The organism is Citrobacter sp. Cm046 (genome assembly GCF_030333065.1).
Classification (GTDB): domain Bacteria; phylum Pseudomonadota; class Gammaproteobacteria; order Enterobacterales; family Enterobacteriaceae; genus Citrobacter; species Citrobacter murliniae.
Genome location: NZ_JAOWGP010000029.1, coordinates 15,562 through 35,571, shown reverse-complemented (window position 1 = coordinate 35,571; position 20,010 = coordinate 15,562). Strand labels below are relative to the sequence as shown.

Below are 20,010 nucleotides of genomic sequence, written 5' to 3'. Positions count from 1 at the left end.
TTATTGTGTGGCTTTCGCGGCTGGAGTTTCGGTATCGGCGGTCGCTTTTACCTGCACTCCCGGACGAGCTTTTTGTAATCCGCTGACGATAACTTTGTCGCCCGGTTGTAAGCCTTCGCTTATGAGCCATTTGTCACCAATGGCTTGTACGGCTACAACGGCATGAGCTTCGACCTGGTTCTTATCATTGACGACCATCACGGTTGCATCTCCGCGAGGTGTACGTGTCACTCCCTGTTGTGGAACAAGGATGGCGTTAGGTTGGATACCTTCATCGATGCGGGCGCGTACAAACATGCCTGGCAGTAGAGAGTGCTGTGGGTTAGGGAAAACGGCTCTCAGGGTGATGGATCCGGTACTCTCGTCAACCGTCACGTCAGAAAATTGCAAAGAGCCTTTCAGCGGGTATGACTGGCCATTCTCCATCACCAGTTCAACGGTACTGCTGGTGTTGTCTTTATGTAGGCTACCTTGTGCAACAGACTGTTTGAGCCGCATAAAATCGCTACTGGACTGCGTCACGTCGACGTAAATGGGATCAAGCTGTTGCACAGTGGCTAACGCTGTCGCTTGACCATTGGTAACTAACGCACCTTCGGTAACGTTAGATTTACCGATACGTCCGCTAATGGGCGATGTCACTTTGGTGTAAGCGAGATTGATACGAGCGCTTTCGACCGCAGCTTTGGCGGCGATGACGGAGGCGTCGGCCTGACGAGCATCAGCAATGGCTTGATCGTACTCTTGCTGGCTGATGTACTTTGTTCCGACCAACGGGACATAACGTTTTACTGTTAAATGGGCGATAGCCGCTGCGGCCTCGCTTTTTGCCAGTTCACCTTTGGCGCTATCATAGTCGGCCTGATAAGTTGCGGGATCAATCTGATAAAGCGACTTGCCTGCTTCAACATCACTCCCTTCAGTGAAATTCCTTTTCAGCACAATCCCGCTGACCTGAGGGCGAACTTCTGCAATACGGAAGGCTGTTGTACGGCCCGGCAATTCAGTCGTAACGGCTAAGGGGGCCGATTCCACAACATGGACAGTAACCTGTGGCTCGGCAGGATGAGTTTGTGTTTCTCCCTGATCGTTACAACCGGCGAGTAATGCAGTGGAGATGATAATGAATGAGGGCAGGAGTGAGAGCCTGGCATTTTTCGTCATTACTTTTCCTTAAAAACCGAAAGCTCGTTATTTACCGGATAACGGCAAGGCGATAACGCGCGCAAATAAAATAATAGTTGGCTATCCTACAAATTATTAGCTTGCGATGTAAGTAATACTTATTTTGCTGTACGATGCACGGCACATAAAAACAAAAAAAGATTAATCAGCTACCTTTTCGTTAGCAGGAAGTATGCAATGGCCTGATGCAGGTAAACACATATTGAAATAAACATTTGCCCAATGAATATATTAACTAATTTTTATTTGTTTTGATTATTTATGTATGTTGCACGTAATGAAATATTTTAGATCTCGTCTAAATAAATGCGAAGTGATACATTTGCTCCATATGGCAAATATTCGATAAGAAAGTTTATCAATTCCTATTCTGTCCCAGGCATTTGAAACCATGGCTAAAAAAACGAAAGCTGATGCCCTCAAAACACGACAGCATCTCATTGAAACAGCGATTGTACAGTTTGCTCTACGTGGTGTAGGCAATACGACGCTAAACGACATTGCGGATGCCGCCAACGTGACGCGAGGCGCAATCTATTGGCATTTCGAAAATAAGATCCAACTGTTTAATGAGTTATGGCTACAGCAACCCCCTTTGCGCGATCTTATTCAGGACAGACTCATTGGACGCTGGGGTAATAATCCGTTACAGCGATTGCGAGAAAAACTGGTCGTTGGTTTGCAGTATATTGCTGAGATACCTCGTCAGCAGGCATTAATGCAGATTCTATATCATAAGTGTGAATTCAATAGCGATATGATATCAGAGCAGGAAATTCGCGATAAAATAGGACTAAGTCATCAGAGTATCCGTAAATCTTTACAGGAATGTATGGATGAAAACCTTATCGCAAGCAGTCTGGATTTAGACGTTATTATAATTATTCTCCATGGGAGTTTCAGTGGGATAATAAAAAACTGGCTAATGAATCCAGCAAGTTATGATCTGTATGGGCAAGCGCCGGTATTAGTGGATAACGTATTAAAAATGCTAAGCCCTGATGGCTGTGTGATGCAGTTGATCAAGAGTGAAAATCAGGTTGGGTAGTTTCAGCCGCCATAGCCTGACGGCTGCTATAAAACATCTTTTACCGTGCGTGCTATTCGAGGTCGACGCAGTTGACCAGCTTGAGGGGATTCACTGAATTCATATTCCGGCACTTATCGTGCTCTGTTGTCATCAACTCTATCCACTGTATGAGCAGCGCATCAAAAAGAAAAACGAAGACCGCAAAAACAACCAGCCACCAATACTTGCGAATCATTACCAAATCCTGTGTATTCATGCCCAAGTGTGCTGGGAATATACACGAAATCCAAAAGCTGAAAAGCAGACTTACAATGCTTTTACTTTGTTGAGATCTTGCCGCTATTTTCAGTTAATCGACTCTTTTTAGACCGATTATTGGTCTTTCGCTTTTTTATCTTTGCAAGCTCATTCTCTGAAAAATGGGAGCTGACACCCAGTCTCCTGAGTCCCATTTTTACGTATTCATCATTGATCTCAATCCCAACGAATTTGCGACCCAGTTCCACTGCAGTAGCCCCGGTGGTGAAACTGCCTGCAAACGGATCTAACACCACGTCATCTGAGTTAGAGGATGCCAGAATGATACGCTCTAACAGGGCCTTAGGTTTTTGGGTTGGATGATTTTCGTATTCATCCATCAGGTAGCGAACGCGCGGGAACTCCCAAACATTGCCAGGTACTTTTTTCTGATTGTACGGCTGGGGCGGGTTCTTTCTGTAATCGATAAGCGCGCGTTTGGCTCCTGTTTTGGCTTCAACCAGAATATCATCACGATTAAACGTATAGCTTTTCTGATCTTTTACCATCATCAGGATCGGTTCATACATGGAACCAAAGAAGTTTTTGGCCTGGACTGCAGAGCTATCATATGACCACACAATGCGGCTTTTAATGGTAAAAAGCTGTCTGCATTTGAGGTCGATATACGGCATGTTCTCTGTGCTGTTCATGATGTACATAGTGCCCTGTGGCTTAAGAATGCGATGGCACTCTTCAATACACTCAAACAACCAGACCAGGAAGGTCCCTTCGTCCCAGGATTCCACCATTCCGTCAAAGTCTTTGCCGATGTTATAAGGTGGGTCGGCAAAAATGAGATCGACGCTTTCGGGTGCGAGCTTTTGCAGTTCAGTTAGCGCATCACCCTGGATTATCTTTTTCGATTCATCGCCAAAATAGACAGGTTCACATCTCGCCTTCATCGCCAAAGCCTCCGTGTGATGCAAATAAAAAAGGCGCTTCCCCATGCCGAGTAGCGCCTTTTAAAACAAACATATCGCTGATTAGTATCAGTTCATGCCGTATTTTTTCAGTTTTTTACGCAGCGTACCACGGTTGATGCCCATCATCAGGGCAGCACGGGTCTGGTTACCGCGGGTGTATTGCATCACCATGTCCAACAGGGGCTGTTCTACTTCAGCCAGTACCAGCTCATAGAGATCATTAACATCCTGACCATTCAGTTGAGCAAAATAGTTCTTCAGTGCCTGTTTAACCGAGTCACGCAGGGGTTTTTGAGTTACCTGATCCTGAGAGTTAACGGTAGAAACGGTCAGTACGTCAGAATTTACGCGTTGTTCGAACATAGTTCTGTCAGCTCTTTATTTCTGTTTACGCAAAATTTTCGAAGTATGCCTCCAACGCCGCCAGCTGTTCGCTGGAATCTTCAATGGCGTTGAATGTGCGCCGAAACTGGTCATTTGGAGCGTGTTCCTGGAGATACCAGGATACGTGTTTACGCGCAATTCGGTACCCTTTTGCCTGACCATAAAAGTCATGCAGTTCCCGAACGTGCGCACAAAGCAAGCGCTTCACCTCTGCCAGAGGCAGCGGGGGCAGCAGCTCCCCAGTGTCCAGATAATGCTGGATTTCCCGAAAGATCCAGGGTCTTCCCTGAGCTGCACGTCCTATCATCAGGGCATCCGCCCCCGTATAGTCGAGCACAGCTCTGGCTTTATGCGGGTCAGTAATGTCGCCATTCGCGATAACCGGAATGGAAACTTTCTGCTTAACTGCCCGAATACTGTCGTACTCAGCATCTCCATTGAACAAACAGGCGCGGGTGCGTCCATGAATGGTCAGAGCCTGAATGCCACAGTCTTCAGCCAGTTGGGCAATCTCTACGCAGTTACGGTGTTCCGGAGCCCAGCCGGTGCGAATCTTGAGTGTGACAGGAACGTCCACTGCATTGACGACCTCGGTTAGTATCGACTTCACTAGATCCGGGTACTGCAAGAGGGCTGAACCTGCGAGCTTACGATTCACTTTTTTAGCCGGACACCCCATATTGATATCAATAATTTGGGCGCCGCTTTCCACGTTAATACGTGCGGCATCGGCCATCTCAACAGGATCGCTGCCGGCAATTTGCACCGTGCGAATTCCTGGCTCATCAACGTGCACCATACGTAAACGAGACTTGTCGCTTTCCCAAACCTGTGGGTTAGAAGACATCATCTCGGATACCGTCAATCCTGCTCCCATCTCATAACACAGCGTCCTGAATGGTCTGTCAGTGATGCCAGCCATAGGTGCTGCGATCAGGCGATTTCTGAGCTGATATTGTCCGATGCGCATGAGTTAAGAAATGACCATACTGTGACTGCAAGGCGGCGTATATTACGCATTTTTTGCACGAGATGAAAGGCCAAACTTTGACCAATCCCCTGAGGTGGATCAATGAATTGCTGGTTGAGTGGACAGTTTCAAAATAAAGTATTTAATAATCATGTGGATACAATAAATCGGTAATTTGGCATCCATTTATAAATTCCGAAAACTTCTCTTTTTTTATTACTATCAGGGTAAGTTGAACAGGATAAAACGCTGTCTTTATGAACAAATAATGGCTTTCGAATGCGATCTCGCTCTCATTTCCGCAAATCCTTTTGCGAAAAAAAGAGCGATCTTAACGTTACCAACGGTAACGAAAGGGGACTATTTCTTCTTACCGGTAATACGACACCACTCTTCTTTCTCGACAACCGGATCGAGTGTAAAGAGATCGGCATAGGCTTCACAGACGCTTTCCGCCTGGCTGGCAAGAATACCGGAAAGGCCCAATAAGCCACCCTCAACGGGCAGTACGCTGATTAATGGTGCCAATTCACGCAATGGGCCGGCGAGGATGTTTGCGACCACTACATCGGCTTTCATGGCCTCTGGCTGGTCTTTTGGCAGATAGAGCTCCAGGCGGTCAGAAACGCCGTTACGCTGTGCGTTATCGCGGCTCGCCTGGATGGCTTGAGGATCAATATCCACACCGATGGCTTTCGCCGCGCCCAGTTTCAGCGCTGCAATCGCCAGGATGCCGGAGCCACAGCCAAAGTCGATAACTGTTTTACCGTTAAGATCGAGGCTGTCGAGCCATTGCAGACACAGAGAGGTCGTTGGGTGAGTACCCGTGCCAAACGCCAGGCCAGGATCCAGCATCACGTTGACGGCGTTTTCGTCCGGCACATCGCGCCAGCTAGGGCAAATCCACAGACGTTCGCCAAAGCGCATTGGGTGGAAGTTATCCATCCATTCGCGCTCCCAGTCTTTATCTTCAAGCTGTTCGATTTTGTGCACGAAGCCAGTGCCCAACAGCGGGTGCTGTTCCAGAAGGGCAATAACTTCTTTCATGTCGGTTTCTGCGTCGAACAGGCCGATAACGTCGGTATCACCCCACAGGCGAGTTTCGCCCGGCAGCGGTTCAAACACCGGCGTATCATGTGTATCCTGGAAGGTGATAGAAACGGCACCCGCTTCCATCAGTGCATCACTTAACTCTTCAGCGTTTGCACCGCTCGTGTTCAGTTTCAGTTGGATCCATGGCATGGCAAAACTCTTTATTTATCAGTAGTCAATATGACGGCTTGCGGGGCGGCAGAACCAAAACGGTTTCCGACCAGGAAAGCCAGCAAACTTAGCAGTAACGAAGGCACAATCGGATGGAAGCCCAGATACTGAACGTTAAAGGTGGCGAGTACGGCATAGAGTACCCCACCGACAATCATGGCGCTCAATGCACCTGTCGCATTCGCTCGTTCCCAATACAGGCCAAGTACCAGAGGCCACAGGAAAACGGCTTCCAGGCCGCCGAACGCCAGCAGGTTAAGCCAGATAATCATCTCTGGCGGCTTCCAGGCAGCCAGCAACAGTAACGCCCCCAACAGCAGGGTGATCAGCGCAGACATTCGCTTCAGGCGAGTTTCATTTTGTAGTTGTTCCGGGCGAAGGTTCAGGTAAAGATCTTTAATGATCGTAGCGGAACTTTGCAGCAATTGAGCATTGATCGTCGACATAATCGCTGCCATCGGTGCGGCGAGAAAGATACCGGCAGCAACAGGTGGCAAAACTTTTACCATCAGGGTAGGGATAACCAAATCCGGAACTGTCAGATCAGGGATTACCGCACGTCCCAGTGCGCCTGCCAGATGCATCCCAAACATCAGGATCGCCACCACAATGGTGCCAATGATAATCCCGCGATGTACGGCTTTACTGTCTTTATAGGAAATGCAGCGTACCGCCGTGTGCGGCAGACCAATCACCCCAAAGCACACCAGTACCCAGAATGATGTCATAAAGGTTGGAGACAGAATGTCATCAGCACCCTGCGGTGTCACCAGCTTAGGATCGATGGTTTGCAGGGTTTCTACTGCCTGACTGAGGCCGCCTGCGGCGTGGACTACGCCCACCAGCAAGACGATAGTACCAATCAGCATCACCATGCCCTGCATGGTGTCATTCAGCACGCTGGCGCGAAATCCGCCGAATGCCGTATATAACGCGATACTGATACCAAAGATCAGCAGGCCGGTTTCGTAAGGAATACCCGCAGCAGTCTCCAGCAAACGTGCGCCGCCGATGAATTGCACGGTCATCGCTCCGACAAAAGCCACAAGCAGGCTGAGGCTCGCCAGCCATACCAGTAAACGGCTCTGATAGCGGGCAAACAGCATATCATTGAGGGTTACGGCATTGTAACGGCGCGCCAGAATGGCGAATTTCTTACCGAGAATACCTAACGACAGCCAGACGGCAGGCAACTGGATCATTGCCAGCAATACCCATCCCAACCCGTATTTATATGCCGCGCCGGGGCCGCCAATAAACGAGCTTGCGCTAATGTAGGTTGCAGTTAGCGTCATGGCCAACACGACACCGCCCATGGAGCGACTGCCGAGGAAATACTCATTCAGGAAGGTGCCAGTCGTTCTCTTTCTCATTGCGTAAACGGAAAGACCAAACACCACCAGAAGATAGGCGACAAGCGGCAAAATGACTTCAAGCTGCATCGTCATCCTCCAGAGAAATATCGCGATAGATAAATTTCACCATTGCCCAACACAGCAAAATGAAAACCAATGGTGTCAGCAGACACGCCATCTCGAACCAGTGTGGCAAGCCGGTAAAGCCCAGTGTGGAATCTGGTAAGTAAGCGGTCACTAACCATGTGGCAAGATAGAAAAGGGTCAGCCACAGCGCCCAGCGCGCCTCTTTATGGGCCTGAACAAAACGAGCGTCCATTTTTTGTCCCTTGTGGATAAAGAAAGCGGGGATTGTACATTATGGGACGTACCGGAGGGGAGAAAAACAAAAGGCCGGGAATTCCCGGCCTTTTCAGTTAACGCGTGCTTACTTTTCCTGAAGTCCGAGTTTTTTCTCCAGGTAGTGGATATTAGAACCACCACGCTGGAAGTGCTCGTCATTCATGATGCGGATCTGCAGATCAACGTTAGTTTTGATGCCGTCGATGATCAGTTCCTGCAAGGCGTTTTTCATGCGGGCAATTGCCACGTCACGGTTTTCGCCATAGCAAATCAGTTTACCGATCATTGAGTCATAGTACGGAGGGACAGTGTAGCCTGCGTAAATATGTGACTCCCAGCGCACACCAAAGCCACCCGGTGCGTGGAAACGCGTAATTTTACCCGGGCTTGGCAGGAAGGTGTTCGGGTCTTCGGCGTTGATACGGCATTCTACCGCATGGCCTTTAACTATAACTTCATCCTGCTTGATAGACAGCGGCTGACCTGCTGCAATACGCAACTGCTCTTTGATCAGGTCAACGCCGGTGATCATTTCGGTAACCGGATGTTCTACCTGGATACGGGTGTTCATTTCAATGAAGTAGAACTCACCGTTTTCAAACAGGAATTCGAAAGTACCCGCTCCACGGTAGCCGATATCAACACACGCTTTGGCGCAACGCTCGCCGATATAGCGACGCAGTTCCGGAGTAATGCCAGGTGCTGGCGCCTCTTCGACCACTTTCTGGTGACGACGCTGCATAGAGCAGTCGCGTTCTGCCAGATAAATCGCGTTACCCTGACCGTCTGCCAGCACCTGAATTTCGATGTGGCGTGGGTTTTCCAGGTATTTTTCCATGTAAACCATGTCGTTGTTGAAAGCGGCTTTCGCTTCAGCTTTCGTCATGGAAATGGATTGGGCCAGTTCAGCATCGCCGCGTACAACGCGCATACCGCGACCGCCGCCGCCGCCGGAAGCTTTGATAATTACCGGATAGCCGATGCGTTTGGCATGAGCGCGGTTAGCGTCCATATCATCGCCCAGCGGGCCGTCAGAGCCGGGAACGGTTGGTACGCCAGCTTTTTTCATCGCAGTAATGGCGGACACTTTGTCACCCATCAAGCGGATGGTATCGGCTTTTGGGCCAATGAAGATAAAGCCTGAGCGTTCTACCTGTTCAGCAAAGTTGGCGTTCTCAGAGAGGAAGCCATAACCCGGATGGATTGCCACCGCGCCGGTGATTTCAGCGGCGCTGATGATAGCCGGGATGTTCAGGTAACTTTTTACAGATGGAGCCGGGCCAATACAGACCGTTTCATCTGCCAGTAATACGTGTTTTAAATCGCGATCCGCGCTTGAGTGCACAGCGACGGTCTTGATGCCCAGTTCTTTACAGGCACGAAGAATACGCAAGGCAATCTCGCCGCGGTTGGCGATAACAATTTTATCCAACATGTTCGCCTCGTTACTCGATGACGACCAGCGGCTCGTCAAATTCTACCGGTTGACCACTTTCGACCAGGATCGCTTTCACCACACCGGATTTGTCGGCTTCGATCTGGTTCATCATTTTCATGGCTTCAACGATGCACAGGGTATCGCCCGCATTCACTTTCTGACCCACTTCGATAAACGGTTTGGCGTCAGGACCCGGGGTGCGGTAGAAAGTACCAACCATCGGGGAACGTACGATGTGACCACTGATTTCCGCTGCGGCTGGGGCTTCCATGCTTGGAGTTGCAGTCTGAGCGACAGCGTTAGACAGAGCAGGTTGTTGCATCATTGGTGCAGCATAAGCCTGTTGCATCATTGGAAAACCTGCATTTGGCGCTGCACGGCTGATGCGTACAGACTCTTCGCCTTCAGAAATTTCCAGTTCGGAGATGCCTGATTCTTCAACCAGCTCGATCAGTTTTTTAATCTTACGAATATCCATGAGTGGGTTCCGTACTCTTTGTTTAGTGAGATTGTGACAGGCGTTTTATCGCCGTCTGTATAGCATTTGAATAACTGTTGGTGACAAGATGCCACGCATCTCTGGCGTTGCACTGCGTGCCGCAACCATTAAATGAGATTTCATGACTTGTCAGTCATTGTGTGGCTATCTTCTGCCATTTTCGGGTAAAAAACAAAATATACCTTCAATGCGCGATTGTCACCCTTTCAGCGGTGTAAAAACGCTCTCGGGGAAAGCAAGGTCGCACATTATAACCATTTCGTAGCAATTGGCAGCTAAATACTGGTCTTATCAGGGAAGATAATCAACCGTTGGCATGTAAAGAACATGGGTTCGTCTATGTTTTGCAACGCACTGCACATATCGTGAAACTACCGCCACCACTGGCGGAACTTCTTATAACGGCAGGCTAAAAGCACGGTAGCGAGCGCTGCATAAATGATCGGTTGTGGAGATAAAATCTTTACCGACCACAGGTAATGAATAGGCGCCAGGATCGCCACCAGATAGACGAAGTTGTGTAAGAACTGCCAATATTTGCCCAGTTTTCGCTGTGCTGCCTGTGTTGACGTTAATGTGAGGGCAAATAATATGACCCAACTGATAATGCCCAACATCAAATAAGGACGCGTTGTTAATTCCCGTCCTAACAGTGCAAGATTATTAATGCCCAGTTCCAGTAGGGCATAACTGGTTAAATGCAACGTAGCCCAGGCAAAACACCATAACCCTAACAGGCGACGAGTACGTATCAATAATGGCTGTTTAGCGTAGCGCGCCAGCGGCGCGACCAGCAAGGTCGCCAGTAAAAATTTCAGAGCTGTCCTACCGGTAAAGTGTTGAATGTCTTTAACGGGATCGGCGCTCAATCCCCCATGATTTACCGCCCAAAAGAGCCAGACAAAAGGTAAAATACCGGCAAGATGCAGGCACACTTTCAGCCAGGTAATGTTTTTTGCAGTCAGGCGCACTTAAAAGTTCTCCCGTAAATTGAGGCCGCGATACAGCGAGGCGACTTCATCGGCATAACCGTTAAATAGCAGCGTAGGTTGTCGCTGTACGTCCAGAATCCCGCCTGAACCAATAAAACGCTCAGTCGCTTGCGACCAGCGAGGATGATCGACATGTGGATTCACATTGGCATAAAAACCATATTCATCAGGTGCGGCCATATTCCAGGTCGTCGGTGGGCGTTCACGTGTGAGTTTGATACTGACGATCGATTTAATGCCTTTAAAACCGTATTTCCATGGCACGATTAAGCGGATCGGTGCGCCATTCTGCGGGGGAAGCGCCTTACCATAAACACCTACGGTGAGTAGCGTGAGCGGATGCATGGCTTCATCAAGGCGCAGTCCCTCAACGTAGGGATATTTCAGCCCCCCGCCAATAAAGCGATCTTTCTGTCCCGGCATATCATCCGGCGCATAGAGCGTTTCGAAAGCGACATATTTTGCATTGCTGGTGGGTTCGGCCAGTGCCAACAGCTTATGTAAAGGAAAGCCAATCCACGGCACGACCATTGACCAGGCCTCTACACAGCGCATCCGATAAATACGTTCCTCCAACGGGAAACGAGTGGTTAGTGCATCGTGATCGAGTGTTAAGGGCTTGGCCACTTCGCCACTGATTTTCAGCGTCCAGGGATTGGTCTTCAGACTGCCAGCGTTGACTGCCGGGTCTGCTTTGTCCAGGCCAAACTCATAAAAATTGTTATAGCCAGACACTTTATCTTCTGGTGTTAAAGGAAGCGTATTTTGCCAGGCAGCAGGTTTACTGAAATCAAGCGGTTTACCAGCAGGTGCGGGTGGACGGTCATTACCTTTAAACCAACTGAGAAGGTCAGCCTGTGCAGACAAAGGCAAAGACAATGCGGCGGCACTGATACCCAGTGCTTTCAGCACCTGGCGGCGCTGCATAAAAAAAGCCGATTCTGCGGTTACATCGGCTTCGGTAAATTGACGTATTTTCTTCATGATAGACTCCCGGCATACGCGCGATGACTCATATTGGCGCGTAGTTACTATGGCAGGGAGTCCGTCAATGTGTATAAAAAAATAGTTAATTAAATGTAAGTTTTTATCTGCGACAGCTTAACGTACCTTTACCAATGTGCGGCCTTGCACCTGGTTATTGATGATGGCATCGGCAAACTTTGGCGCATCAGCCAGAGTGATTTCTGTTGCAGCTTGCGCATAGAATGATTCTGGCAAGTCATTGACCAGACGTTGCCAGGCTTGCGCACGACGAGCCGGGTGCGTCATCACGGAATCAACACCCTGTAAGCGCACATTACGCAGAATAAATGGCATCACTGTGGTTGGGAGTGCAAAACCGCCGGCCAGACCACAGGCAGCGACACAGCCGCCGTAGTTCATCTGAGCGAGGACTTTTGCCAGCACTTTGTCGCCAACGGTATCAATCGCACCGGCCCAGAGCTGTTTTTCCAGCGGGCGAGATTCAGCAAACTCATCACGACCGAGGATTCGGTTGGCGCCCAGGCTACGCAGATAGTCATGCGTACTTTCGCGACCGGATACCGCCGCAACCTGATAACCCAGTTTATGCAGCAACGCGACGGCAGTACTGCCCACACCACCGCTGGCGCCGGTGACAACAATCTCGCCATCTTCCGGGCGAATACCGGCGTCTTCAAGCGCCATTACGCACAGCATGGCGGTAAAACCGGCGGTGCCGATGACCATGGCTTTACGGCCATCCAGTCCTTTTGGCAGAGCAACCAACCAGTCACCTTTCACGCGTGCACGTTCTGCCAGTCCACCCCAATGGTTTTCCCCCACGCCCCAGCCGGTTAGCAAGACTTCCTGGCCTGCATGAAAACGGGGATCTTCGCTATTGCGAACGGTGCCAGCGAAATCGATACCAGGAATCATCGGAAAATTACGGATAATTTTACCCTTGCCTGTGATGGCCAGCGCGTCTTTATAGTTCAGGCTCGACCAGTGAACATCCACCGTCACATCGCCTTCCGGTAGCTGGTTTTCGTCGAGGGGTTGAACGGATGCGAGGGTTTTTCCGTCCTGCTGTTCTAAGATCAAAGCCTGCATAACCTGTCCTCAATTCATATAGTGGATTGGAAAATTATTTATGAAGACTATACTCGCTAAACAAAACATGATGCCGATTCTGCGCAATAAATTGCCAGAAATACCTGATTTGGTAGTATGCCCACATTATTTGTGTAAATTGACGGATTTCGCGTTCAATTTCGCATTTTCGTGTCGCTTTTTCATTTTCACGCTTGATTCATAACTGTCGGAGTTAACACAAGGATGCGATTAACGACGAAATTCTCAGCTTTTGTGACGCTGCTTACCGGGTTAACGATCTTCGTGACTTTGATTGGCTGCTCACTGAGTTTTTACAACGCGATTCAATACAAGTTCACCGCTCGCGTCCAGGCCGTAGCGACGGCGATTGACACCCATCTTGTCTCCAAAGATGCTGTTTCCTTAACGCCGCAAATAGATGAGTTAATGATCTCAGTCGATATCGTCCGCGTTGAGTTGCTTCAGGGTGAGAATATTGTTTATCGCCATTCCCGAACCAGTAGCTATCGCCCTGCAGGGACGAACAATCTCTATCGCGATATCACGGTTCCTTTGGTCAAGCATCCTGGGATGTCGCTGCGTCTGGTCTATCAGGATCCAATGGGCAATTATTTCCATTCGCTGATGACGACAGCGCCGCTCACGCTATCGATTGGTTTTATTATCCTGATGCTATTCTTGTCGGTACGCTGGCTTCAGCGTCAGCTTTCCGGACAGGAGCTGCTGGAGATTCGTTCAACGCGGATCCTGAACGGTGAACGAGGGCCGAACGTCCGGGGTACAGTCTATGAATGGCCTGCGCGTACCAGTAGTGCGCTTGATATGCTGCTTACCGAAATTCAGAATGCCCGCGAGCAGCGAAGCAGGTTGGATACGCTGATCCGATCCTATGTTGCGCAGGATACAAAAACCGGGCTTAGCAACCGGCTGTTCTTTGATAACCAATTGGCGACGCTGCTGGAAGATCAAGAGAAAGTAGGATCGCACGGGGTTGTGATGATGGTTCGTCTGCCGGACTTTACCCTGTTGCGTGATAGTTGGGGAGTTGAGCTTGCTGAAGAACAAATCTCCGCGCTCATCAATTTGTTGTCGACCTTTATTATGCGCTATCCGGGAGCGCTGCTGGCACGCTACCACCGTAGTGATTTTGCCATCTTGCTGCCGCACCGCACGTTAAAAGAAGCGGAAAGTATCGCCGGGCAATTGTTAAAGGCGGTAGACGCACTTCCGACTAACAAAATGATCGATCGTGCCGATATGATTCATATTGGCATTTGCGTTTGCCGCAGCGGTCAATCCACTGAACAGGTTATGGATCACGCCGAAGCGGCAACCCGTAATTCGGTATTGCAAGGTGGGAACAGTTGGTCAGTCTATGACGACTCTCTACCCGAAAAAGGCCGGGGTAATGTACGCTGGCGAACGCTTATAGAACAGATGCTCAGCCGGGGCGGTCCGAGAATTTACCAAAAACCTGCTGTGACATGTGAAGGGCGGGTGCACCATCGGGAATTAATGTGCCGCATTTTTGATGGGAGCGAAGAGGTCATCTCGGCAGAATATATGCCGATGGTGCTGCAATTTGGCCTGGCGGAAGAATATGACCGCTTGCAGATTAGCCGTCTGATCTTGTTATTGGGCTATTGGCCACAGGAAAGTTTGGCGATGCAGGCGACAGTAGAGTCGCTTATTCGCCCGCGTTTTCAGCGCTGGTTGCGTGATACGCTGATGCAGTGCGAAAAATCGCTGCGTAAACGCATAATTATTGAACTTGCGGAGGCGGATGTCTGTCAACATATCAGCCGGTTACAGCCTGTGATTCGATTGATGGATGCGCTGGGTGTTCGTATCGCCGTTACGCAGGCAGGTTTAACACTGGTTAGCACCAGTTGGATAAAAGAACTCAATGTCGAATTATTGAAACTTCATCCAAGCCTGGTAAGAAATATTGATAAGCGAACGGAAAATCAGCTTCTTGTGCAGAGCCTGGTGGAAGCCTGTTCAGGAACACCCACGCTGGTTTATGCCACCGGTGTTCGTTCGCGTAGCGAGTGGCGTACGTTGACCGAACGTGGAGTCTCGGGTGGACAAGGTGATTTTTTTGCCGCATCACAGCCACTTGACACCAACGTGAAAAAATATTCGCAAAGATATTCGGTTTAACCTGCCGTTTAATTTGTTTTCACGTAGAATAACGCGCGCTGTGCCTTCTGGGGGTGTGCTTGTCTGCCCGCCAGGCTGTAACAGCAAACATGCAGGTGAATGACCTTTGACAGGTTGCAAATGAGGCGAGGATTGCTGCTGATTTATTCAGCCCTGATGGACTCAGGCCGGTTTTGTAACAAAGGAAACGAACTGCACTAATTTTCACCGTAGCAGATGATTTTTCCGCCTTGTCGCTGCTGCGTGTGGTTGGTAAAGTAAGCGGATTTTGTTTTCCGCCCCAGCTTTCAGGATTATCCCTTAGTATGTTGAAAAAATTTCGTGGCATGTTTTCCAATGACCTGTCCATTGACCTGGGTACCGCGAATACCCTTATTTATGTAAAAGGACAAGGCATCGTATTGAATGAGCCTTCTGTTGTGGCCATTCGCCAGGATCGTGCCGGTTCGCCGAAAAGCGTGGCCGCAGTAGGTCATGATGCGAAGCAGATGCTGGGTCGTACACCGGGTAATATTGCTGCAATTCGCCCAATGAAAGATGGCGTTATTGCTGACTTCTTCGTGACTGAAAAAATGCTCCAGCACTTTATCAAACAAGTGCACAGCAACAGCTTCATGCGCCCAAGCCCGCGCGTACTGGTATGTGTACCGGTTGGAGCAACTCAGGTTGAACGTCGTGCGATCCGTGAATCCGCTCAGGGAGCAGGTGCGCGTGAAGTGTTCCTGATCGAAGAGCCGATGGCGGCAGCGATCGGTGCGGGTCTGCCTGTTTCCGAAGCAACCGGTTCTATGGTTGTGGACATCGGTGGTGGTACCACTGAAGTCGCAGTTATCTCCCTGAACGGCGTGGTTTACTCTTCTTCCGTACGCATCGGTGGTGACCGTTTCGACGAAGCCATTATTAATTATGTGCGTCGTAACTACGGCTCTCTGATCGGTGAAGCTACCGCAGAACGTATTAAGCACGAAATCGGTTCTGCTTATCCGGGTGATGAAGTACGCGAAATCGAAGTTCGCGGTCGTAACCTGGCTGAAGGTGTTCCACGTGGCTTTACCCTGAACTCTAACGAGATTCTGGAAGCGCTGCAGGAACCGCTGACCGGTATCGTGAGCGCGGTGATGGTTGCACTGGAACAGTGCCCGCCAGAGCTGGCGTCTGATATTTCCGAACGCGGCATGGTGCTTACCGGCGGTGGCGCATTACTGCGTAACCTTGATCGTCTGTTAATGGAAGAAACCGGTATTCCAGTTGTTGTTGCTGAAGATCCGCTGACCTGTGTGGCGCGCGGCGGCGGCAAAGCGCTGGAAATGATTGATATGCACGGCGGCGACCTGTTCAGCGAAGAGTAGTCGGATGCAGGTAGGGTGACCAACAGGTTGCCCTTCCGCACTGACACGAGAATACGCATAGCCTATGAAGCCAATTTTTAGCCGTGGCCCGTCGCTACAGATTCGCCTTATTCTGGCGGTGCTGGTGGCGCTCGGCGTTATTATCGCCGACAGCCGCCTGGGTACGTTTAGCCAAATCCGAACGTACATGGATACCGCCGTCAGTCCTTTCTACTTTATTTCTAATGGTCCCCGTGAATTACTCGACGGCGTGTCACAAACGCTGGCTTCGCGTGACCAACTCGAACTTGAAAACCGGGCGCTGCGTCAGGAACTGCTGCTGAAAAACAGCGAGTTGCTGATGCTGGGGCAATATAAACAGGAGAACGCGCGCTTGCGCGAGCTGCTGGGATCGCCGCTGCGTCAGGATGAACAAAAGATGGTGACGCAGGTCATCTCAACGGTTAATGACCCTTACAGCGATCAGGTTGTGATCGATAAAGGGAGCGTAAACGGTGTTTACGAAGGTCAGCCGGTAATCAGTGATAAAGGTGTCGTGGGTCAGGTCGTTGCCGTGGCAAAACTGACCAGTCGCGTACTGCTGATTTGCGATGCAACCCACGCGTTGCCGATCCAGGTTCTGCGTAACGACATTCGTGTGATTGCTGCCGGTAACGGCTGCACGGACGATCTACAGCTCGAACACCTGCCAGCCAATACCGATATTCGTGTTGGCGATGTGCTGGTCACATCGGGCCTGGGCGGACGTTTCCCTGAAGGGTATCCGGTCGCCGTTGTCTCTTCCGTTAAGCTGGACACCCAACGTGCTTACACCGTGATTCAGGCGCGTCCGACTGCTGGTTTACAGCGTTTGCGCTACCTGTTGCTGTTGTGGGGAGCCGACCGTAATGGTGCAAATCCGATGACTCCGGAGGAAGTGCACCGCGTAGCCAATGAACGTCTGATGCAAATGATGCCTCAGGTGCTGCCGTCGCCGGATACGATGGGCCCACCAGCCCCTGTTCCAGCACCGGCAACAGGTGTTACTCCTGCACCTGCGAATACAGCGCAGCCAGTACCTTCTCCGCGTAAGCCGGGAGGGCAGTAAGTGGCAAGCTATCGTAGCCAGGGACGTTGGGTAATTTGGCTCTCGTTCCTTATTGCACTGTTATTGCAAGTCATGCCCTGGCCGGATGACATTCTTGTTTTCCGGCCAAACTGGGTGCTGCTCATCCTGCTGTATTGGATCCTGGCACTACCGCATCGCGTAAATGTGGGCACAGGATTTGTGGTGGGTGCCATACTGGATCTCATTAGTGGTTCCACGCTTGGCGTGCGGGCTTTGTCGATGAGTATCATTGCTTATCTGGTCGCGCTGAAATTCCAACTATTCCGTAACCTCGCGCTCTGGCAACAGGCGCTGGTGGTCATGTTGCTATCACTGGTCGTGGATATTATTGTTTTCTGGGCCGAGTTTTTAGTGATCAATGTCTCTTTCAGACCCGAAGTGTTCTGGAGTAGTGTAGTAAACGGTGTGCTTTGGCCATGGTTATTCTTACTGATGCGTAAAGTCCGCCAGCAGTTTGCGGTGCAATAAGGTTGATATGAATACTCTGTATCTGGCTTCAGGTTCCCCACGCCGGCAGGAATTGTTGACTCAGCTTGGTGTGAAATTTGAGCGGCTGGTTCCCGGGATTGAGGAACAGCGGCATTCGCAAGAAAGCGCACAGCAGTATGTTGTTCGTCTGGCGCGGGAGAAGGCGCAGGCAGGCGTTGCGTTGGCTCTTCGTGATCTGCCGGTGTTGGGTGCAGATACCATTGTTATTCTGAATGGCGAAGTGCTGGAAAAACCGCATGACGCCGCCCATGCTGCAGCGATGCTGCGCAAGCTGTCAGGCAAAACACATCAGGTCATGACGGCAGTGGCGTTAGCCGATCGCCAGCACAGTCTGGACTGCCTGGTTGTAACGGAAGTGACATTCAGAGCACTAACTGATGAGGACATTGCGGGCTATGTTGCCAGCGGTGAGCCTATGGATAAAGCAGGTGCATACGGTATTCAAGGGTTGGGTGGCTGTTTTGTCAGGAAGATAAATGGCAGCTATCACGCCGTAGTCGGCTTACCGCTGGTAGAAACGTATGAGTTGCTGAGCAATTTTAACGCACTGCGTGAGAAAAGGGATAAACATGACGGCTGAATTGTTGGTAAACGTAACGCCATCGGAAACGCGCGTGGCGTACATTGATGGCGGAATTCTGCAGGAAATTCATATTGAACGTGAGGCGCGACGCGGAATCGTAGGCAATATCTACAAAGGTCGTGTAAGTCGTGTACTTCCGGGTATGCAGGCGGCTTTTGTAGATATTGGACTGGATAAAGCCGCATTTCTTCACGCTTCAGACATCATGCCACATACAGAATGTGTGGCAGGTGAAGAGCAAAAGCAGTTCACTGTGCGCGACATCTCCGAGCTGGTGCGCCAGGGACAAGACCTGATGGTGCAGGTGGTAAAAGATCCGCTTGGCACTAAGGGCGCCCGTCTGACGACGGATATCACGCTTCCTTCCCGTTACCTTGTTTTCATGCCTGGTGCATCACACGTTGGGGTTTCCCAGCGTATCGAAAGTGAAACCGAACGTGAACGTCTGAAAAAAGTGGTGGCGGATTACTGCGATGAGCAGGGCGGATTTATTATTCGCACGGCGGCAGAAGGTGTGTGCGAAGAGGATCTGGCCTCCGATGCCGCTTACCTGAAGCGCGTCTGGACCAAAGTTATGGAGCGCAAAAAGCGTCCGCAAACGCGCTATCAGATGTACGGCGAACTGGCGCTTGCGCAGCGTGTACTGCGCGATTTTGCTGATGCTCAGCTTGACCGAATCCGAGTGGACTCCCGTTTGACCTATGAAGCGTTGTTGGAGTTTACCGCGGAATACATCCCGGAGATGACCAGCAAGCTGGAACACTACAGTGGACGGCAGCCTATTTTCGATCTCTTTGATGTTGAAAATGAAATTCAACGCGCGCTGGAACGTAAAGTTGAGCTGAAATCCGGTGGTTATCTGATTATCGATCAGACCGAAGCGATGACCACTGTTGATATAAACACCGGCGCGTTTGTTGGACATCGTAATCTCGATGACACTATCTTTAATACCAACATTGAAGCGACGCAGGCCATTGCGCGTCAACTGCGTCTGCGCAACCTGGGCGGCATTATCATTATCGATTTTATCGACATGAATAATGAGGATCACCGTCGTCGGGTGCTGCACTCTTTGGAGCAGGCCCTGAGTAAGGACCGCGTAAAAACCAGCATTAACGGTTTTTCACAGTTGGGGCTGGTGGAGATGACGCGTAAGCGTACGCGCGAAAGCGTGGAGCATGTGCTTTGTAACGAGTGTCCAACTTGCCACGGGCGCGGCACGGTGAAAACGGTAGAAACCGTATGCTATGAAATCATGCGTGAAATTGTGCGCGTGCATCATGCTTACGACTCCGATCGTTTCCTGGTCTATGCTTCTCCGGCAGTGGCAGAGACTCTGAAAGGTGAAGAGTCACATGCGCTGGCGGAAGTGGAAATCTTTGTCGGCAAACAGGTCAAAGTACAAGTCGAGCCGCTCTATAACCAGGAGCAGTTTGACGTGGTAATGATGTGAGCAGGCCTGCGGCGTCAGTGCTTGTAGGCCGGATTTGGCGCAAGCGCTGCCATCCGGCAAGATTCACTTCAGGTTTGTGAGTCACATTTTTTGGCAGACAAG

Annotated in this window: 20 protein-coding genes; 7 read left to right on the top strand and 13 right to left on the bottom strand. The window is 50.3% G+C overall.

The features are described 5' to 3' along the window. Nucleotides 1-1,164: an efflux RND transporter periplasmic adaptor subunit gene (locus tag OGX98_RS01685; RefSeq protein WP_048220461.1), complete on the bottom strand. Its 1,164-nt coding sequence runs from the start codon at nucleotides 1,162-1,164 to the stop codon at nucleotides 1-3. 412 nt (nucleotides 1,165-1,576) lie between these two features. Between OGX98_RS01685 and envR the strand changes: the two genes are divergently transcribed. Then, a complete protein-coding gene (envR, locus tag OGX98_RS01680; protein WP_045448222.1) occupies nucleotides 1,577-2,233 on the top strand; it encodes an acrEF/envCD operon transcriptional regulator in 657 nt (218 codons plus the stop codon). A gap of 52 nt (nucleotides 2,234-2,285) precedes the next feature. Here the strand turns inward: envR and OGX98_RS01675 are convergent, their stop codons facing one another. From OGX98_RS01675 to acuI, 12 genes are all read right to left on the bottom strand, one after another. Beyond that, nucleotides 2,286-2,450: a DUF2556 family protein gene (locus tag OGX98_RS01675; RefSeq protein ID WP_003025279.1), complete on the bottom strand. Its 165-nt coding sequence runs from the start codon at nucleotides 2,448-2,450 to the stop codon at nucleotides 2,286-2,288. An 82-nt stretch (nucleotides 2,451-2,532) separates the two neighbouring features. Next, nucleotides 2,533-3,417: an adenine-specific DNA-methyltransferase gene (gene yhdJ / locus OGX98_RS01670; RefSeq protein WP_286594734.1), complete on the bottom strand. Its 885-nt coding sequence runs from the start codon at nucleotides 3,415-3,417 to the stop codon at nucleotides 2,533-2,535. 87 nt (nucleotides 3,418-3,504) lie between these two features. Next, nucleotides 3,505-3,801, bottom strand: a complete 297-nt coding sequence (gene fis, locus OGX98_RS01665) for a DNA-binding transcriptional regulator Fis (protein ID WP_000462905.1) — start codon at nucleotides 3,799-3,801, stop codon at nucleotides 3,505-3,507. A gap of 25 nt (nucleotides 3,802-3,826) precedes the next feature. Next, nucleotides 3,827-4,792, bottom strand: coding sequence for a tRNA dihydrouridine synthase DusB (gene dusB / locus OGX98_RS01660; RefSeq protein WP_045448220.1), 966 nt, complete (start codon nucleotides 4,790-4,792; stop codon nucleotides 3,827-3,829). 360 nt (nucleotides 4,793-5,152) lie between these two features. Beyond that, nucleotides 5,153-6,034, bottom strand: coding sequence for a 50S ribosomal protein L11 methyltransferase (prmA, locus tag OGX98_RS01655; RefSeq protein ID WP_048220462.1), 882 nt, complete (start codon nucleotides 6,032-6,034; stop codon nucleotides 5,153-5,155). Nucleotides 6,035-6,045: 11 nt separating this feature from the next. Further along, complete coding sequence (gene panF, locus OGX98_RS01650) at nucleotides 6,046-7,497, bottom strand: sodium/pantothenate symporter (protein ID WP_286594731.1); 1,452 nt, start codon at nucleotides 7,495-7,497, stop codon at nucleotides 6,046-6,048. Further along, entirely contained in the window at nucleotides 7,487-7,729 is a 243-nt protein-coding gene (locus tag OGX98_RS01645) for a YhdT family protein (protein ID WP_048220464.1), read from the bottom strand. The genes panF and OGX98_RS01645 overlap by 11 nt, the downstream gene beginning before the upstream one ends. A gap of 108 nt (nucleotides 7,730-7,837) precedes the next feature. Continuing rightward, nucleotides 7,838-9,187 carry an acetyl-CoA carboxylase biotin carboxylase subunit gene (gene accC / locus OGX98_RS01640; protein WP_045448212.1) on the bottom strand — a complete coding sequence of 450 codons (1,350 nt, stop codon included), beginning with the start codon at nucleotides 9,185-9,187 and terminating at the stop codon, nucleotides 7,838-7,840. A gap of 10 nt (nucleotides 9,188-9,197) precedes the next feature. After that, the gene (accB, locus tag OGX98_RS01635) at nucleotides 9,198-9,668 is read right to left on the bottom strand and encodes an acetyl-CoA carboxylase biotin carboxyl carrier protein (RefSeq protein WP_045448210.1); all 471 of its coding nucleotides are present in this window, start codon (nucleotides 9,666-9,668) and stop codon (nucleotides 9,198-9,200) included. A gap of 392 nt (nucleotides 9,669-10,060) precedes the next feature. Next, nucleotides 10,061-10,660: a protein-methionine-sulfoxide reductase heme-binding subunit MsrQ gene (msrQ, locus tag OGX98_RS01630; protein WP_045448208.1), complete on the bottom strand. Its 600-nt coding sequence runs from the start codon at nucleotides 10,658-10,660 to the stop codon at nucleotides 10,061-10,063. After that, nucleotides 10,661-11,665 carry a protein-methionine-sulfoxide reductase catalytic subunit MsrP gene (gene msrP, locus OGX98_RS01625; RefSeq protein WP_286594730.1) on the bottom strand — a complete coding sequence of 335 codons (1,005 nt, stop codon included), beginning with the start codon at nucleotides 11,663-11,665 and terminating at the stop codon, nucleotides 10,661-10,663. It abuts the gene before it with no gap. A gap of 117 nt (nucleotides 11,666-11,782) precedes the next feature. After that, nucleotides 11,783-12,757 carry an acrylyl-CoA reductase (NADPH) gene (gene acuI, locus OGX98_RS01620; protein ID WP_286594729.1) on the bottom strand — a complete coding sequence of 325 codons (975 nt, stop codon included), beginning with the start codon at nucleotides 12,755-12,757 and terminating at the stop codon, nucleotides 11,783-11,785. A gap of 225 nt (nucleotides 12,758-12,982) precedes the next feature. Between acuI and csrD the strand changes: the two genes are divergently transcribed. From csrD to rng, 6 genes are all read left to right on the top strand, one after another. Beyond that, entirely contained in the window at nucleotides 12,983-14,923 is a 1,941-nt protein-coding gene (gene csrD, locus OGX98_RS01615; RefSeq protein WP_045448201.1) for an RNase E specificity factor CsrD, read from the top strand. A gap of 305 nt (nucleotides 14,924-15,228) precedes the next feature. Next, nucleotides 15,229-16,272: a rod shape-determining protein MreB gene (mreB, locus tag OGX98_RS01610; RefSeq protein ID WP_000913396.1), complete on the top strand. Its 1,044-nt coding sequence runs from the start codon at nucleotides 15,229-15,231 to the stop codon at nucleotides 16,270-16,272. A 64-nt stretch (nucleotides 16,273-16,336) separates the two neighbouring features. Then, nucleotides 16,337-17,359 (top strand): rod shape-determining protein MreC, encoded by a 1,023-nt coding sequence (mreC, locus tag OGX98_RS01605; RefSeq protein WP_045448184.1) that lies wholly within the window; start codon nucleotides 16,337-16,339, stop codon nucleotides 17,357-17,359. Continuing rightward, nucleotides 17,360-17,848, top strand: coding sequence for a rod shape-determining protein MreD (gene mreD / locus OGX98_RS01600; RefSeq protein ID WP_003025196.1), 489 nt, complete (start codon nucleotides 17,360-17,362; stop codon nucleotides 17,846-17,848). It begins immediately after the preceding gene. 7 nt (nucleotides 17,849-17,855) lie between these two features. Continuing rightward, the gene (locus tag OGX98_RS01595) at nucleotides 17,856-18,449 is read left to right on the top strand and encodes a Maf family protein (protein WP_045448181.1); all 594 of its coding nucleotides are present in this window, start codon (nucleotides 17,856-17,858) and stop codon (nucleotides 18,447-18,449) included. Beyond that, complete coding sequence (gene rng, locus OGX98_RS01590) at nucleotides 18,439-19,908, top strand: ribonuclease G (RefSeq protein WP_003828822.1); 1,470 nt, start codon at nucleotides 18,439-18,441, stop codon at nucleotides 19,906-19,908. The genes OGX98_RS01595 and rng overlap by 11 nt, the downstream gene beginning before the upstream one ends. Nucleotides 19,909-20,010 lie beyond the last annotated feature (102 nt).